The organism is Microvirga flocculans ATCC BAA-817 (genome assembly GCF_000518665.1).
Lineage (GTDB): Bacteria > Pseudomonadota > Alphaproteobacteria > Rhizobiales > Beijerinckiaceae > Microvirga > Microvirga flocculans.
Genome location: NZ_JAEA01000008.1, coordinates 201,163 through 217,437, shown reverse-complemented (window position 1 = coordinate 217,437; position 16,275 = coordinate 201,163). Strand labels below are relative to the sequence as shown.

Sequence of the window (16,275 nt, the reverse complement as noted above, 5' to 3'; positions counted from 1 at the left end):
GAAGCGAGATTCTGTCGCCTCTCCTCGTTCACGTCTAAGCGTGTGAGCTGAGGCTCTCAAGAACCGAGAGTTCCGCCAAGTACATGCGACGCCAGCTTGGAAGCTGCTAGGTACAACCTTTAGAGGAAATTTGCAATCTAAAGTTACGATTAATTGACGACTTTTGCTCAAGCTCGTTCATATGAACCACGTCATCGCGCCCACGGACGAGCACAAGCGGCCCCTGAACGGCGACCTGGCCGACGTCCGGGCGCTTGCTAGCACGGGTGATGGCGTTTGGGTTTTAGTCGGCGGAGCCGCCGCGGAACGCGGGAAGGGTGCGGATGAAACGCACCTTCTCACTCATCAAACTCTGGAAAGGACCAGAATTGATGAGTGAAGGCTTTGTCATTCGAATCCCTGAAAGATGCAGGCGGGACGGGTCCCGCCAACCCGGGACATTTTTAGGGTTGAGCGTGGGATCGAGCGGCGAGCGCCTTGCTACCGAAGGTGTTCAGATGCTGTCAGATCAGTTCAAGTCGTTAATGAGCGGCCCGCCCGTGCGGAAAGTCGTGCGTCGCTCTCATTCGACGCATGTGGGGTGGTTCGCGAGCCGTAAGTTCGAGCAAATCGGCTACGAGTCGCACCTCGAGCGCGACTTCCTGCGGTTGTGCGAAGCCGACCCGGCGGTCACGTTTTTGCGCGAGCAGCCATGCACGCTGTTTTATGCCGACGAGAACGGCGTGACGCGGGACCACACGCCTGATTTCGCGCTCGTGCGGAATGGCGCGGCGATGATCGTGGAGACGAAATACGCAGACGACGCGGCGAAGTATGCGTACCGCACGAAAGTGCTGACGCGCGAGCTGGCGCTCCGCGGCATTGCCTATAAAGTGATGACGGAGCACGAGATCCAGCGCGAACCGCGCCTTGGCAACGCAATCGAACTCTTGCGCGGCAGAGGAACCAAGCCGTCGCCCGAGTTCGCCGAAAGGGTACTGGAGCTGCTCCTCGCATCACCCGGGGGCGTTGCGGTCGGCGACATCCCCGACATGCTCGGTGTGGCCCGCGACGCGCGCTACGCCCTATACGCCATGATCCTCGACGGCGCGATATTCCTGGCCGATGCGGACGCGCCGCTCACGCCGCAGAGCAAGCTCGTCGTCGGAGGCGTGCCATGAGCATCCGGTTCGACCTCAACGAGCGGGTGCAACTCGACGGGGTGGAATGGTCGATGCACCGTCGCGTGCCGGAAGGATATCAGTTTGTCTCGCCGCTCACGGGCGAGTTCCGCATCTTCTCCGTCGACGATCTGCTCGCCGCGTTCACCGAAGGCCGGCTCTTGAGACATGTCGCGCCGAAAAACGCGGACGCGGCGCGGCGGTACAATCCGCTCGAGCGCGATTACGTCGCGATCCCGGAGCATCGCCGCGCGACGGCGGAGACGCGGTCTAAGTTCCTGAGCGCGTTGCAAGAAGAATGTGGCCCGCGACCCTATTCCGACGCTGTTCTCGCCGCCGCGGCGCGGAAGTTCGCCGATCTGTTTCCAAGCGGCAAACCACCGTCGACCCGCGCCATTCGCCGCTGGCTCGCGAAGAGCTTGCAGCACGGCAACGACATCCGAGCTCTCGTCCCCGGCCATCCCGGGCCGCGTGAAGAGCGCCTGAAAAGCGTCGAGGTCGAGGAGATCTTCATGAGCTTCTTCACGCGCGCGGAGCTGCGGAACACGCCGTACCGGCACATGAGCGCGGTGTATCCGCGGTTCGTGCAAGCGATCAAGCGCCGCAATCTGATCCGGTCCGATGACCCTCTCCCTGTACCGAGCCGGGCAACCTTTTACAGATGGAGCCTAAAGTTGAACGACGAAGAACTCACCGCTGCCATGCATGGACGCCGCGCAGCGAAGCTGAAGTACGACATCGTCCGTCGCGCCAAAGACGAGGTCGCGCCGTTGAACGTGGTCGAGATTGACCACTGGTATATGGACATCAATGCCCAGGATCGCGACGGCCTGCTGCTCGGCCGGCCCAAGCTCACGGTCGCAATTGACCGATATTCGCGCATGGTTCTCGGATTCGTTTTGACGTGGGAGTGGCCGAGTTTCGCCTCGGTGATGCTATTGCTGCGGCACATGATCCTGCCGAAGCTGTATGTCCAGGAAGCATTTGGCGGCAAGATCCGGCGCGAGTGGCTCGGCTACGGCATGCCAGATGTTATCGTCGTGGACAACGGTCAGGAGTTCCATTCCAGGAACTTTGTCATGGCATGCCGGAGCCTGGGCATCTCGATCGACTACGCACCGCCGCGTAATCCGCAAAAGAAGGGAAAGATCGAGCGCTTCTTCCGCACGTTGCGAACGGCTTTGTTCGATCAGATGTCGGGCGTCACGCTGAGCCGCACCACGGCTGAGAGCAGCTATGATCCCGCCCGGGCCGCCATATACACTCTCGAAGAGATCAACTACTTTCTACATCGGTTCATCGTCGACATCTATTCGATAGACACGCACAACGGCCTCGACGGCCGCGCCCCGGCGGAACTTTGGGCCGAGGGCGTCGAGCGGTATCCCGTCCGCATGCCGGACAACGTCGAAGATTTGACCATTCTTGCGTCTGGCGTGCTCGATCCGCGAACTGTCCAGAAAACCGGCATCAGCGCCTTCAACCTGTACTATCACAGCGATTGGCTGCGCGAGCAGCGCGTGAAGCGCCGAGGCAACTTCAGGCTCGAGGACATTCGTTACGATCCGACGGATTTGTCGGCTGTCTTCGTGCTCGACGACGAGAGCGGCAAGTTCCAGCGCATACCATGCACCGCGCCGAACTTCGCTGACGGTCTCACGCTCTGGCAGCACAGGGCGTTCATGAAAGCCAAGGGCGACCGGGTCCGCGGCGCGTCCGAGGAGGAGGTCCTCGCCGTGAAGGCGGAGTTCTATGACGAACTGGCCGCTGACGCCCAGAAACACGGGCGTCGCAAGAGGACGAAGTCCGGCGACGCCCGGCTCGCGGACCGACCGGGTACGCCTGACAAGCTCGCTGGGCGAGAAGCGTTCGCCATGGCCGATCTCAGATCGCCGGCTGCAACGCCGATGCCGCCCGAGCCCGAGCCAGGCCCGACGCTCTCGGACGAGGAGCTCGAAGCGCAGATGCGCGAAGCACAACAGAAATTTGGCATCGATTCGGAGACGCTGTGATGAACGATGAAACCATTATTTTCGACGGTCCGAGTGACGAGGCCGTACAGGACGGCAAGGCTCCGGCACGACCGTACACTGCGGTCCAACGAGCGCAGCGTCTCCGCAAGATAAGGGGGCTCTTCGTCCGCTACGACGAGATGATGCGGGTCTGCGACGAAATTTTGGAGCGGCTCGAGACGGGGTCGGACGGAGAGAGCGCGGAGCTGACGATGCTGACCGCGCCCTCAGGATGCGGAAAGACAACTTCTCTCCGTTACTTCCTGTCTCAAGTCCGTAAGCTCGGCCGGGAAGGCGAGGTGCTGTTCATGGCGGTCCCGGCCCACGCGACGATCAAGGCGATCACGGAGGCGTTTTTGGAAGCGCTCGGCGACCCCGTCAAAGACCGGCAGAGCACCGCAGCGAGGAACTCGACGAGGATCGTCAGCGCGCTTCACCGCACGGGGAAGCGGCTTATCATTCTGGACGAATTTCAACACCTTCTCGATAGAGACCGCGACCGCGTATCGTTTCTCGTCACGGATTGGCTCAAGCAGCTGCTCGACAACGCTCAGGTCCCTGTCGTCTGCGCCGGGCTCCCTGACTCAATGACCATCATCAGCCGGAACGAGCAGCTCGAGCGGCGCACCGCGCAGGTGATCGAACTGGAGCCGATGGCCTGGGACGGAGGCGAGAAGACCGTCCGGTTTCAGGCGTTCTTGAAGATGTACGAAGATCAGCTGGGGTTCGAGCGGCCGCCGCAGATGTGGCGGCCGGAACTCGCGAAGCCGATCCACGAAGCGACCGGCGGCGTCATCGGCATGATGACGCGCCTGGTCCGCGCCGCGGCGCGCGTGAGCCTCGAGCGCGGCGACGGTCCGGACACGATCACGAGAGAAGACTTCGCCAAAGCATTTAAGAAAACGGGCAGAGGCAAGAACCCGTTCGACCCGACCGTGAAGTCGACTGTCAAAGGCGGGCCAACCGTCATCAACCCGCGATCCGGACCGAAAGGGCCAAAGGATTCGAAGAAGTGATGCATCATCCGCTCCGTCCCGTCCTGTTCCCGGTCCGCCCGCACCCGGGCGAGAGCCTCGCAAGCCTTCTCGCGAGGACGGCGGATAGCAATAATTATGACAATGCGGGGTGGCTCGTCGACGTAATCGGCGCGACGCGCCGGCAGCACCTGTGGACCGCGGCGAATGTCGAGGCCGCGGCGCGTCTCCTCGGCCTTGCTGCCGACGACGTGGCGTCGCGCGCCTATCTCCGGAAAGGCGAGGTTCGCAACTTTCTGGGACACCGGCTGCGGGACAGAGCGCTCGAGAAAGAGGCTTACAAGCACTGCCCGAAGTGCCTCGCGGACCACGGATACCATCGGGCGACATTCGACCTCGTCGCCATTGACGCGTGTCCGCGTCACGAGTGCCGTCTCGCCAGCGCATGCCATCGATGCGGGAAACCGTATCTTCGGAGCCAGCTCCTCTTCGAATGCTATGCGTGCAAAGCAGATCGGCGGAATGCCCCAGTCCAGGCGGTGCCGCCAGAGAGGTTACAGGGTACGGCATGGCTCGCACGCTTGGCCGGCTTTGGTGCCATCCGTTGGCAGGACGTTCCTGCGGCGCTGGCCCATCTCAGCTTAGACGAGCTGTCAGAACTGCTGATCACACTTGGAGCGCTAGACTTAGGCGTCTCACTAAGCGGCGGAGCATACACGGCAATCCGCCGCGCCGGTGACAAGTTCGCCGTGCTCCAGGCAGGATATGACGCTGTCAGCGTCTGGCCGGAAGGCTTCCGTGCGTTTCTGCGCGAGGTTTCCGCCCGGAACAACGCGCGGCGCAGGCGCGGGTCGCCGGGCGACCTGGGGCGGCTTTGGTCGATTGTCTCAAGTGAAGAGCGGGAGCCGTGGCTGACGCTTCGACACCAGGTGGCAGCTTACATCGCTGGCGAATGGAGCGGGATCGTGACAGGGCCCACGGCGGCAACGGTCGAGCAGTGGCTCGGCCAGCCTCTGCCATATGTGCCGCTTGAGGAACTGCGAGCGAGGGTAGGTCGTTCCGAGAGGGTCTGGAACGCGCTGGTCCTTTCCGGCATCGTGAAGACGCACCGTGCCCGTGAACCTGGCGGGCGTCGTGTCGTCGCGCTCGACCGCGCATCGCTTGACGCCGTCTGCCCGTCTGGGCAGCCTTTGATCGGACTGAAGGAAATGGCCCTGCACGTCGGCCTGCCATTCAAGCTCGCTCAGAGGCTCGTCGCGGCAGGCGTGATCCCCCCGCTCCTCGGACCCTCGCGCTCCGGCGCGGCGCGTCTGAAAAACCACTTCTTCGCGCGGCCGCAGATCGACGCTTTCGTGCAGGGGCTCATCGCGTCGCCGCGCATTGACAGCACGCGCTTGAATAAAACTTGGTCGTTCAAGTCGCTGATGAAAGCGCAAGAAGCGGCCGGCGTCGATCCTGCCGATGTGCTCGCCGCGATCCGGAACAGGCGACTGCCAGCTTTTTCAACCTCTGGAGCAAGCGAGGGACTGGGCGGACTTGCATTCGACGGCACTCAGGCGCGGCGGCTTCTAGCGGAGCTTCAAGAGGCCGGAAGCGGAGACGTGGTCTCTGTCGCATGGGCTTGCCGGCTGCTCGGAGTCCACTCGAGCGTCGTGCATGCACTGGTGAAGGCAGGGCACCTCGATCGCATGGGATCAGGGAAGTGGATCCGCCTGAGCCGGAGATCCGTCGAAGCGTTCAATGCAGAATGGATCGCCTGTCAGCACGTCGCGCCGAACCATAAAGTCACATCGCTTGCGCTGAACCGCGCGCTCTTGAAAGTGGAGGGGATCGGCGTCTTGCCGGTAGCGGCGCGGCACCGGTCGCCGTTTTACCGGCGGGCCGATATCGCCCGGCTTCCGCTCGTGGACTTGTTGCAGCGCCCCCGCAAGCGCCCTAGGCATCAACCGTCCGACAGGAAGAGGTGATGGACACGATCCGGCCGGTTCTCTTTCCTCTTGAGTCCTTTCCCGACGAAAGCCTAGCGGGCCTTATGGGACGCGTCGCTGCGCATAACAATTATGACGAGCCGTCATGGATCGTCGCGGTGCTAAAAGCGCCTGCCGCGCTCTACAAGTGGTCCGAGGCGGACGTCCGCGCAGCGTCGGCTATCCTCGACATCCCTGAGGACGAGGTGGCTCAGCGGGTCTACTTGAGGGTCGGCGGCGAGCGCAGGTTCTTCTGTCATGCCGTCGATGAACGCGTACTCGAGCGCAAGACTTACAAGCACTGCCCAGACTGCTTAGAGGAGCGCGGATATCACTCGGGCGTTTTCGACCTCAAAGCTATCCAGGCGTGTCCGCTGCATCTGCGGCGGCTGGTAAGGGCGTGTCCCGTGTGCAACAAGAGCTACAACAGGTCACGGCCGCTCCTCACATGCAGCGGGTGCTCGGTAGACATCCGCTTCGTGCCGCGCATCCCGATCGCTCCGGAACGACTGCGCGGGACTGCGATGATCGCGCTCGCCGCCGGATTTCCTAAGGTGCACCCCGATCTTGCCGAGATCTGCGCCGTTCCGCCGGGACTGTCTCATCTTTCCTTGAGCCAGCTCATCGAGGCGGCTGTAGTGCTCGGCGCATACGCAGGATTTCGTGGACTTAGCCCGCAGTACGGATATGGCCAGACGCATGAGGACGTCGGACGCATCATAGCGCAGCTGCAAGAGGGAGCGGAAGCCCTGCGCGACTGGCCCGCAGGGCTTTCGCCATACATCAACGAGCGTATCACGGCCAAGAAGCGGACCGGCCACAGCTCCGGAGGCATACGCGAGCTGCTCGGCGGGTTTTGGCAATTTCTCGTAAGACACGACCACGAACCGTGGGCGACCGTGCGGAGCGCGATCGCAAAGTATGCGGTGGTGGAGTGGGATGGCATCCTCACCCGCGGCAACACGATAACCGGGCCAATGCACGAGACGGAGCGTCCTTACCTGTCCTTCTCGGAATTCGGCGAGCGTCTCGGCAGGCCCCGGCATTTGCGCCACCTCCTTATAGAAGCCCGGATCATCAAGGTCGGGACAAGGAAACAGCATAGCCGGTACATTGCAGTCGACCGCGCGTCCGTGGACGAGATCTGCCCGCCTGGGAAGCCGCTGCTCGGGTTCAATGAAGTGAAACGGAGGCTCGGCATAAAAGACAGGATTGCGCTGAGGCTCGTCGAGGACCGGGTCATCGAGCCACTACTTGGACCCGTATGCGCCGGGGCAAGGAAGACAAAGCTCTATTATTTCACACATTCGGAAGTCGAACGCCTCATCACGTCCTTGAATTCCGGTTGGCGTCCGCGTCGGGAGGACCCGGGAAAGACGTGGAACTTCTCTCGGGTGATGGCGACGATGACCCGCGACTACTCCGCAAAAACGCTTGTCGCAGCCATTGCGTCGGGCGAGATCGCGCCGCTCGCGCAGATTCCCGAAGGCGCGGGGCTTGACGCGCTCCTCTTCGACGCCGACGAGGCAAGCCGGTTCATGGCGGGGATCCGCAAGTTAAATGCAGAGGGCGAATGGGTAACACTCAGGTGGATTCGCGACAACCTCGGCTTCCACGTCACGGTGACACTCGGGCTGGTGGCGGGAGGGCACATCAGGGCCGCGCCTCACGCCCGCCGCGAAATCCGCGTCGACAAGGCGTCAGCCAAGACGTTTCATGAGAAATGGGTGTCTGTCCAGTCAGTCGCTAAGGAAAATGGCAGTGCTCCGCGGGTAATGGCCCGGATGCTCCAGAAGATCCCGGACCTCGAAACCATAAGGGCGACGGATACGCCATTGTGCCTTTTTTACAGGCGTGACCAGTTGGATGCGTTGCCGATCAAAGACATGATTCTGACATTCCAGAGGAGTCGCGTCCGATCCGGTGAATGACAGACACGGCGGGCGCTGCGACAGCCGCCATGCTCCTTCTTACGAACGAGGCGTCAGTCACGCGTCTTCCGGCACTCTTCCTTCCAGCTCTCAAGGCGGTCCGGCTCGAGCCAGCTCTTCACTTCGGTTTCGTTGTCGATCGCAGCCGCGGCGAAGACGTGGGCGATGGCCTCCCGCGCTTGGCTGAGGATCACGTCTCCCGAGGCATGCGCGTCGAGGACGCCGTCGAGAAGGGCGTCGAGCTTGTTGTGATCGGCTTCGGTCAGCTTGATTGCCATGGGTAGTCATTTCTTAGGTTGAAAGAGGCGAGACGGACGTAGGACGCGCCACGACGACCTTCAATTGTAGAAAATGACAGGGTCTGCGGCGGACGCTGGACCGAGTCCTGGCTCCGACGGGGAAGGAGAGTTTGACCTCCGAAAGCGCACTGCCTGACTTTATGAGATTCCGTGAGTCGAGTGTCAGGATTCCTAAGATTCGTGGTGACGTTGTCATGAGACTTGGGTTCGTAACCCCTTGAGAAATAAAGAATGGCATTGTCGAGCTTAATGAGACACGACACGCGAGGTTTTCGCCGTTCCGGGGTCCCCTCTCGATCCCCGCGCCGAGGGAACCAACGACCTGATCCGCGACGGCGCGACCCTCTGCGCCGGCGTCGAGCATGTCACGAGCGTGCTCGAACCTCTCATCGCCACCGGACCAAGCCTCGACCGCAGCGCCGAGGAGCCCCATTACGCCCTCGGGTCCGAGGAGCTGTGGGACGAGCTCGACCTGCCCGATGTCGTGCGCCCTCCGGTGACGCCCGTCCTGCCGGATTCCGGCGTCGAGGACGAGGCCGATGAGAGGGAGGCCGACCTCATCGCCTTTCTCGGGCCGTCTCCTGTCGCCATCGACGATCTGGTCAGGCAATCGGGCTTGCCGATCCGAGCCGTCCAGATGGCGCTGCTGGAGCTTGAGATCGCCGGACGTCTCGAACGCCACGGCGGCAATGCGGTGTCGCTGATCGAAGCGTGATTCATGGCCTGAAACGGAACGGCGATCCTGCCTTTCCTTAGAGCTGTTCCCCTTGCGTGGAATCATCTCTTTTCTTTGATAGGCCGCATTTTTCACGGCAAACCGCATCCATTTCGCCGAAAAATGCTCAAGTGCGGCTCAAAGATCCTTCGTATCCATCCGGACGGCGCGGATCGCTTCAAGGCGCGCCATGTCGAGCAGGTAGGCCAGAAGGTCGAGTTTCGATTGCCGCGCGAGATAGGACAGCTCGGCCGAGAACTCTGCAATATACCCGGCCGTCTCCAGCGGGCTCATTCCCTCACCAGTGGCCACCTTTTCCTGCGCCTCGCGCTGGCCGTTCGAGGATCGGTCGTTCAATGGGCGCAGAGATTTGGTCATGAGGCGGGGAACTGTCTCTTTATTGCATATTTCCTAGATAGCAGCACAACTAGAGATAAGACAAGTCTTGAGATATAAATCATTGGTTGCATGACCGAAGTTCAACCTCAACTTCGAAGGGAGATAGCGGTCGGGCAGGCGCACGATCCGCCTCCGGAACGGGGAGGACCGAAGTGGGGATGAGCGGCCTGAAGCCGGGACGGTTCTCGACAAGCGGCGGATAAGCCTGCATTGGAAATCCATTCGCCTGTTCCATCTGTCATTCTCCCCCGCCTGCTCCAGAGCCCCCCATGATCCGTGTGACCCCTTCCATCGCTATCGACGAGGCGGAACTTGAGGAGAGTTTCATCCGCGCCTCGGGGCCGGGCGGGCAGAACGTCAACAAGGTCGAGACCGCCGTCCAGTTGCGGTTCGATGTGCGCAATTCTCCCTCGCTTCCCGATTACGTGAAGGAAAAGCTCGCAAGACTTGCCGGGAGGCGCATGACGAACGAAGGCGTTCTGGTCATCACCGCCCAGCGCTTCCGCGTTCAGGAGCGCAACCGGGAAGATGCGGTGGCGCGCCTCGTCGAACTGGTCCGCGAGGCCACGGAGCGGCCGAAGCCCCGACGCCCCACGCGTCCGACCCTCGCCTCCAAGAAACGCAGGCTCGAGGCGAAGGGGCGCCGGGCCGATATCAAGAAGGGACGCAGCGCGAAGCCTGTCTTCGACTGATCCGGTCGGCCCTGGAGCACGATGCCGCCCAGGCCGAAGAGATCGGCGAAGATCGCCAGCACGATCCCGGCTCCGACGAGGATCAGGTCGGCGAGGAAAATCCGGATCGAGCGGTTGTAGCGCTTGATCTGAAGGGATGTGATCAGGAGGAGGTCCGCCAGCGACTTGATCTGCAGGCCGAGGCCCAGGGCGATCATGACGACCGAGACCAGATCGGAATGAGCCCACTGACCTGGAAGCGCGGACCAGCGGCTCAGGAATCCGAGGGAAAACCCGACGACCACCCCGATGGCGGTGATGGATCCGTTCCGGAACGTCGCCTCGATCAGGCTCTGCTCATCGGGCTTCGGTTCAACCGTCTCGTTCGACATGATCGGCCTCTTCGCCGGATAGGGCGGCAATCTGCGTGGCGCCGCTCCAGATCGTTCCTGCGCGGCGGCCACGGGAGACCCGCCACTCTGGTTCCCGATTACGGCGGAGTTCGCGCGGCTGCAGGCGGCGCTGAGGTTCTTTGGGAGGAGAGCCGCCGAAGGAGCTTGTCGATTTCCATCACCACGAGGACAGAACCGGCGATGGGCACGAGGATCAGCCACATCCCGAGGGAAATCGGCTGCATCTGAAGCACGTCGCGCACGCCCGGCAGGAAGGCGGCGGCGATATGGACGCTCTGCGCTCCGACCACGGCCGCCACCAGCGGCCAGTTGTTGCGGAAGGGGGTTGCGAAGGCCGAGCGCTGCTCCGAGCGGCAGTTGAACACATGCACGTTCTCGAAGGCGACCATGAGGAACAGCAGGAGATTGCGCGCCTCGAACGCGCCCATGCCCTGTCCGATCAGCCAGGCGAAGAAGACGTAGGCGACGAGGCCCGTATAGATGCCGGAGATCGCCACCTGCCGGATCATCAGCCGGTCGAAGATCGGCTCCTTGGGGGATCGCGGAGGCTGGTCGAGCAGGCCCGGCTCCCGCCGCTCGAAGGCGAGCGCCACGTCCTGGCCGCCATTGGTGACGAGATTGAGCCACAGGAGCTGGATCGCGGTCAGGGGCACCGGCAGGCCGGTTCCCACGGCCAGCAGGAACATCACCACCTCGGCGGCTCCCGTGCTGATGAGCAGGTAGATGACCTTGCGAATATTGGCGTAGGCCGCACGCCCTTCCTCGACGCCCGCCACGATCGAGGCGAAATTGTCGTCGGTAAGCACGAGATCGGCGGCATCGCGCGCCACGTCGGTGCCGCCGCGTCCCATGGCGACGCCGAGATCGGCGCGGTGAAGGGCGGGAGCATCGTTAACCCCGTCCCCGGTCATCGCGACCACGTGGCCCGCAGCCTGAAGCGCATCGACGATCTCTACCTTCTGCGCAGGCTCCACCCGCGCAAAGACGGAGGCCTTCGCCGCGAGGGCGGCGATGCAATGCGGCTCGAAGGCGAGCGCCGCCAGGTCGCGTCCGGTGAGCACATCCTCGCTGCGCTCGGCGATGCCGAGGTCGCGGGCAATGGCGAGGGCGGTGGAAGGATGATCGCCCGTGACCATCTTCACCGCGACGCCCGCCCTGCGGCATTGGGCGACTGCCTCCCTGGCTTCCGGGCGCAGCGGATCGATGAAGCCGACGAGGCCGAGGAGCGTCAGGCCGCAGAGTTCCTGGTCCGGGAAGGGCTGCTCATGCGAGAAGACCGGCGCGATCCGCTTGGTGGCGACCGCGAGCACACGGTAGCCGTCGCCCGCCATTCCTTCCGCGATCTCCAGCGCCTCCCGGTGGCGATTTCCCCGGCAGAGCGGCACGATGACCTCTGCCGCGCCCTTGACGTGAAGGCGATGGCCATCGCCGTGGCGGTTCAGGGTCGCAGCGAATTTACGTTCCGCCGAGAACGGAATTTCCGCCAGCCGGGGCGTGTGCCGCCGCAGGCGGCCGGGATCGAGGGACGCCTTCACGGCCAGAACCAGGAAGGCGAGGTCCACCGTGTCGCCGCTGCCGCTTTGCGCGCCGAGGGTGGGATCGAAGGTCGCATCGTTGCAGAGGGCGCTCGAAACGCCCAACGATGCCAGGGCCTCGTAGGCCGAACCCTCCAAGGGAACGCCGTCCTTCGTGAAGGCGGCGTCCAGCGAGAAGCCCTCGCCGCCGACCGCGACCAAGCCTTCGTCCGGCAGCCAGACGCGTTTCGCGGTGAGCTGGTTGACGGTCAGCGTCCCGGTCTTGTCGGTGGCGATCACCGTGCAGGCTCCCAGCCCCTCGACGGCGGGCAGGTGGCGGACGATCACGTGGCGGCGTGCCATGTGCCGGGTCGCGACGGAGAGCGCCACCGTGACCGCGACCGGCAGTCCCTCGGGAATGATCGATACGGCGAGCGCGATGGCGACCAAGAATGTCGCCTGGAGGGAGTGGCCCTGGAGCAGCTGGACCGCGATGACCCCAGCCACGAGAGCAAGGGCGACGGCTCCCAGCACGTGCGAGAAGCGTGCCATGCGGCGGGTCAGCGGCGGCTCGGCGGACGAAACCTCCAGGGTCTGGGCGATCCGGCCGAACTGCGTCCGTGATCCGGTTTCCACCACGAGGCCCTCGGCGCGTCCGCGCTGGACCATGGTTCCGGCGAACAGCATCGTCATGCGGTCGGCGAGCGGCGTGTCCTCAGGAAGGGCATCGGAAGCCGCTTTGTCGACGGGCAGGGATTCGCCGGTCAGGGAGGATTCATCCGTCTGGAGTTCGGCCGCCTGAAGAAGGCGCAGATCTGCCGGAATGCGCTCGCCCGCCTCCAGATGGACGATGTCGCCGGGCACGAGCTGGGATGCATCGATCCGCTTCACGCGGCCGCCCCTGAGAACGCGGCTCGTGGTCTGGATCGCGGAGCGCAGGGCCGCCGTATGGGTTTCGGCGCGCCATTCCTGGACAGCGCCGATCGTGGTGTTGATGGCGAGTACCAGCAGAATGAACCCGGCATCGTCGATCTCGCCGAGCCAGAGGGAAACCACGGCTGCGGCGATGAGCAGATAGATCAGCGGGCTTTTCAGCTGACCGAAGACGATGGCCAAAATCGTGCGCCGCGCCGGTTCAGGCAGAGCATTGGGGCCATGGCGGCGAAGGCGCTTCGCAGCCTCCTCCTTGGACAGGCCGGCAGCGGAGGCTCCCAGCCGCGAAAGAGCCTCCACGGCCGAAACCGCGTGCCAAGAGGGCCGGTCGGAAGCCCGGTCTTCTTCCGGTTCGCGGAGATCGCTGTCCATTTCGCTCGGCTCCGAGGGGCTGGGCACCGTTCGAGAATGCCCCGTCATCTCCCGGGCCGCAAAGGGCTTTGGCCCGTATCAAGGCTCGGGCGGATAAACGTGCTCGTTGCCCCTGAAGTCCGACACCGTGTAGCAGCCGTCCTTGGGCCGGACCGCATCGGCGCCGATCACCGCCTTTCCATGCCCGCCGGGAATGTCGAGGATGTAGGTGGGCTGGCACAGCCCCGAGAGCCGCCCGCGCAGAGCCGCCACGAGGGCGCGGCCCTCCTCGATGGAGAGGCGGAAATGGCTTGTGCCGGGTGCGAGATCCGGGTGATGCAGGTAATAGGGCTTGATCCGCGTCTCCACGAAGGCCCGCATGAGGGCGGCCAGGGTCTCGGGATCGTCATTGACGCCCTTCAGCAGCACGGATTGGCTGACCATGACGATTCCCGCATCCACGAGCCGGGCGCAGGCCGCCCGAGCATCCGACGTCAGCTCGCGCGGATGGTTGGCATGGAGCGCCACATAGGCCGTCTTGCCGCTCGCCTTCAGGGCCGCGATCAGAGCCGCGTCGATCCGCTCCGGCTCGACCACGGGCACACGGGTATGGAAGCGGACGACCTTCACATGGTCGATGGCGGCCAGCCGTTCCATGATCTCGGCCAGACGGCGCGGGGAGAGAACCAGCGGGTCGCCGCCGGTGAGGATCACCTCCCAGATTTCCGGGTGAGCCGCGACATAGGCGAAGGCCTTATCCATCGCGTCGGGCGAGAGGGTGCCGAGCCCCTGCGGCCCCACCATTTCGCGACGGAAGCAGAAGCGGCAATAGACCGGGCAGACGTGTACCGCCTTCAGCAGGACCCGGTCGGGATAGCGATGCACGATCCCCTCGACCGGGCTGTGGGCCAGATCACCGATGGGATCGTCCCGTTCCTCGGGAGTCGTCGTGAGTTCGGCGGCATCCGGCACGAACTGCCGCGCGATGGGATCGTTCGGATCGCTCGGATCGATCAGGCCGGCCATGGCGGGACTGAGGGCGATGGCGTAGCGCTCGGCCACGGCTTCGATCCGGGCAAGGTCTTCCGGGGCGACGAGGCCGGCCTCGGCCAGCTCTGCGGGCGTGCGGAGGGGGCGCCGGGCGTTCAACGGCTCGCCTCCGGAACGGGGGCCCAGAGCACCTGCTCTATACGGGCGGCGCCGGTGGCGAGCATCACGAGCCGGTCGAAGCCGAGCGCGATGCCGCTCGCCTCGGGCATGCGGGCCAGGGCTGCCAGAAAATCCTCGTCCACGGGGTAGCTCTCTCCGTATACCCGCATCTTTTCCGCCATCTCGGCCTCGAAGCGGCGGCGCTGCTCGGCCGCGTCGGTCAGCTCGCCGAAGGCGTTGGCGAGCTCGACGCCGCAGGCATAGAGCTCGAACCGCTCTGCCACCCGTGGATCTCGGGCGGTCGGACGGGCAAGGGCCGCTTCCGCGACCGGGTACTCGTCGAGGATCGTGGCGCGCCCAAGGCCGAGATTGGGTTCGACCCGCTCCACGATGACGCGGCTGAACAGGTCCGCCCAGGTGTCGTCTTCGGCCACCCGCAGGCCCGCTGCTTTGAGGCTCGCTGCCAGATGCTCCCGGTCCGTCGCGCCGTTCCCGTCGATGGAGGCGAGAAGGTCGATGCCCGCAAAGCGCTCGAAGGCCTCGGCCACGCTCAGGCGCTCAGGAAGCTGGAAGGGATCGGTCTCGCGGCCCCGGAAGGCAAGGGTACGGGCTCCGGCCGTCTCGGCGGCCAGGGCCAGGATCTCGGCGCAATCCTTCATCAGGGTCTCGTAGCTCTCGCCCGCCCGGTACCATTCGAGCATGGTGAATTCGGGGTGGTGCAGCGGGCCCCGTTCCCGGTTGCGGTAGACATGGGCGAAGCACGCGATCCTGTGCTCGCCTGCCGCCAGCAGCTTCTTGCAGGCGAACTCCGGGGAGGTGTGCAGGTAGAGGGGCGTCCTCGATCCGTCGAGGCCGATGGCCTCCGTCGCGAAGGCATGGAGATGGGCCTCATTGCCCGGCGAGGTCTGGAGCGTGGCCGTATCGACCTCCACGAAGTCCCGCTCCGCGAAGAAACCGCGCAAGGCCGCCTGAATCCGGTTCCTGCCCAGGAGAAAGGGGCGGCGGTCCGCGTGGACATGGGGTGTCCACCAGGACGAGGGAGCGGCTGAGGGCTTATCCATTCCAAAGGGCTCGTTAAGGTCAGACTGGCGAATTGCGCGAAGATAGGCTACTTGCGGCTCCGAAAGCGTTTTCGGTGCCACTGGGGGCTGGACGACCCGACCCTCACGACGCGCCCCTATCTGTCACAAGGAAAGCTTCCCGTGAAGGTCATCGCCTCTACGCTCCGCAAAGGCAATGTCGTCGATATCGACGGCAAGCTCTATGTCGTGCTCACCGCCCAGAATATCCACCCCGGCAAGGGAACGCCCGTCACCCAGCTCGACATGCGCCGCATCTCCGACGGCGTGAAGGTCTCAGAGCGCTACCGCACCACCGAGCAGGTGGAGCGCGCCTTCGTGGAGGACCGTGAGCACACCTTCCTCTACGAGGACGGCGAGGGCTTCCACTTCATGAACCCGGAAACCTACGACCAGGTGGTCGTGCCGGAAGACATCATCGGCGATCAGAAGGCCTATCTCCAGGAAGGCATGGCCGTGATGCTCTCGACCCATAACGGCGTGCCGATCGCCATCGAGCTGCCCGCCCGCGTCACCCTCGAGATCACCGAGACCGAGCCGGTCGTGAAGGGCCAGACGGCTTCCTCGTCGTACAAGCCCGCCATGCTCTCCAACGGCGTGCGCACCCTGGTGCCGCCCCACATCACCGCCGGCACCCGCGTCGTCATCATGACGGAAGACGGCTCCTACGTGGAACGCGCGAAGGACTGAGGTTCTCGCGCCGCGCCG

Annotated in this window: 13 protein-coding genes; 8 read left to right on the top strand and 5 right to left on the bottom strand. The window is 64.0% G+C overall.

Translation table 11 applies throughout. The annotated features are described in order from the left end of the window. The first annotated feature begins 323 nt into the window (after positions 1 to 323). From L879_RS22805 to L879_RS0110820, 5 genes are read left to right on the top strand one after another with little or no spacing between them, the layout of a single operon-like run. Positions 324 to 1,160: a TnsA endonuclease N-terminal domain-containing protein gene (locus L879_RS22805; RefSeq protein WP_084020925.1), complete on the top strand. Its 837-nt coding sequence runs from the start codon at positions 324 to 326 to the stop codon at positions 1,158 to 1,160. After that, positions 1,157 to 3,172, top strand: a complete 2,016-nt coding sequence (locus L879_RS22800) for a TnsB C-terminal domain-containing protein (RefSeq protein WP_027316123.1) — start codon at positions 1,157 to 1,159, stop codon at positions 3,170 to 3,172. Before L879_RS22805 ends, L879_RS22800 begins: the two co-directional genes overlap by 4 nt. After that, positions 3,172 to 4,188 carry a TniB family NTP-binding protein gene (locus L879_RS0110830; RefSeq protein WP_027316122.1) on the top strand — a complete coding sequence of 339 codons (1,017 nt, stop codon included), beginning with the start codon at positions 3,172 to 3,174 and terminating at the stop codon, positions 4,186 to 4,188. The genes L879_RS22800 and L879_RS0110830 overlap by 1 nt, the downstream gene beginning before the upstream one ends. Then, entirely contained in the window at positions 4,188 to 6,113 is a 1,926-nt protein-coding gene (locus L879_RS0110825) for a TniQ family protein (protein ID WP_027316121.1), read from the top strand. The genes L879_RS0110830 and L879_RS0110825 overlap by 1 nt, the downstream gene beginning before the upstream one ends. Next, positions 6,113 to 8,044 carry a TniQ family protein gene (locus L879_RS0110820; protein WP_027316120.1) on the top strand — a complete coding sequence of 644 codons (1,932 nt, stop codon included), beginning with the start codon at positions 6,113 to 6,115 and terminating at the stop codon, positions 8,042 to 8,044. The genes L879_RS0110825 and L879_RS0110820 overlap by 1 nt, the downstream gene beginning before the upstream one ends. A 53-nt stretch (positions 8,045 to 8,097) precedes the next feature. On the opposite strand, the gene L879_RS21300 is transcribed toward L879_RS0110820, so the two are convergent. Next, entirely contained in the window at positions 8,098 to 8,322 is a 225-nt protein-coding gene (locus L879_RS21300) for a hypothetical protein (RefSeq protein ID WP_035459308.1), read from the bottom strand. Between the two features lie 394 nt (positions 8,323 to 8,716). Between L879_RS21300 and L879_RS21295 the strand changes: the two genes are divergently transcribed. After that, on the top strand, positions 8,717 to 9,058 hold the full coding sequence (locus L879_RS21295; protein ID WP_027316119.1) for a DprA-like winged helix domain-containing protein: 342 nt from the start codon (positions 8,717 to 8,719) through the stop codon (positions 9,056 to 9,058). Between the two features lie 138 nt (positions 9,059 to 9,196). Here the strand turns inward: L879_RS21295 and L879_RS23985 are convergent, their stop codons facing one another. Continuing rightward, positions 9,197 to 9,436 carry a hypothetical protein gene (locus L879_RS23985; RefSeq protein WP_035459307.1) on the bottom strand — a complete coding sequence of 80 codons (240 nt, stop codon included), beginning with the start codon at positions 9,434 to 9,436 and terminating at the stop codon, positions 9,197 to 9,199. Positions 9,437 to 9,726: 290 nt separating this feature from the next. Here L879_RS23985 and arfB point away from each other — a divergent pair, with 290 nt between their 5' ends. Then, complete coding sequence (gene arfB, locus L879_RS23230; protein WP_084020923.1) at positions 9,727 to 10,149, top strand: alternative ribosome rescue aminoacyl-tRNA hydrolase ArfB; 423 nt, start codon at positions 9,727 to 9,729, stop codon at positions 10,147 to 10,149. A gap of 469 nt (positions 10,150 to 10,618) precedes the next feature. On the opposite strand, the gene L879_RS21285 is transcribed toward arfB, so the two are convergent. From L879_RS21285 to epmA, 3 genes are all read right to left on the bottom strand, one after another. Beyond that, a complete protein-coding gene (locus L879_RS21285) occupies positions 10,619 to 13,360 on the bottom strand; it encodes a cation-translocating P-type ATPase (RefSeq protein ID WP_051435233.1) in 2,742 nt (913 codons plus the stop codon). Between the two features lie 78 nt (positions 13,361 to 13,438). Then, the gene (locus L879_RS0110790; protein WP_027316117.1) at positions 13,439 to 14,488 is read right to left on the bottom strand and encodes a lysine-2,3-aminomutase-like protein; all 1,050 of its coding nucleotides are present in this window, start codon (positions 14,486 to 14,488) and stop codon (positions 13,439 to 13,441) included. Beyond that, positions 14,485 to 15,549 (bottom strand): EF-P lysine aminoacylase EpmA, encoded by a 1,065-nt coding sequence (gene epmA, locus L879_RS0110785; RefSeq protein ID WP_027316116.1) that lies wholly within the window; start codon positions 15,547 to 15,549, stop codon positions 14,485 to 14,487. Before epmA ends, L879_RS0110790 begins: the two co-directional genes overlap by 4 nt. Before the next feature lie 141 nt (positions 15,550 to 15,690). On the opposite strand from epmA, the gene efp reads away from it, so the two are divergent. Next, positions 15,691 to 16,257 carry an elongation factor P gene (gene efp, locus L879_RS0110780; RefSeq protein ID WP_027316115.1) on the top strand — a complete coding sequence of 189 codons (567 nt, stop codon included), beginning with the start codon at positions 15,691 to 15,693 and terminating at the stop codon, positions 16,255 to 16,257. Positions 16,258 to 16,275: the final 18 nt, after the last annotated feature.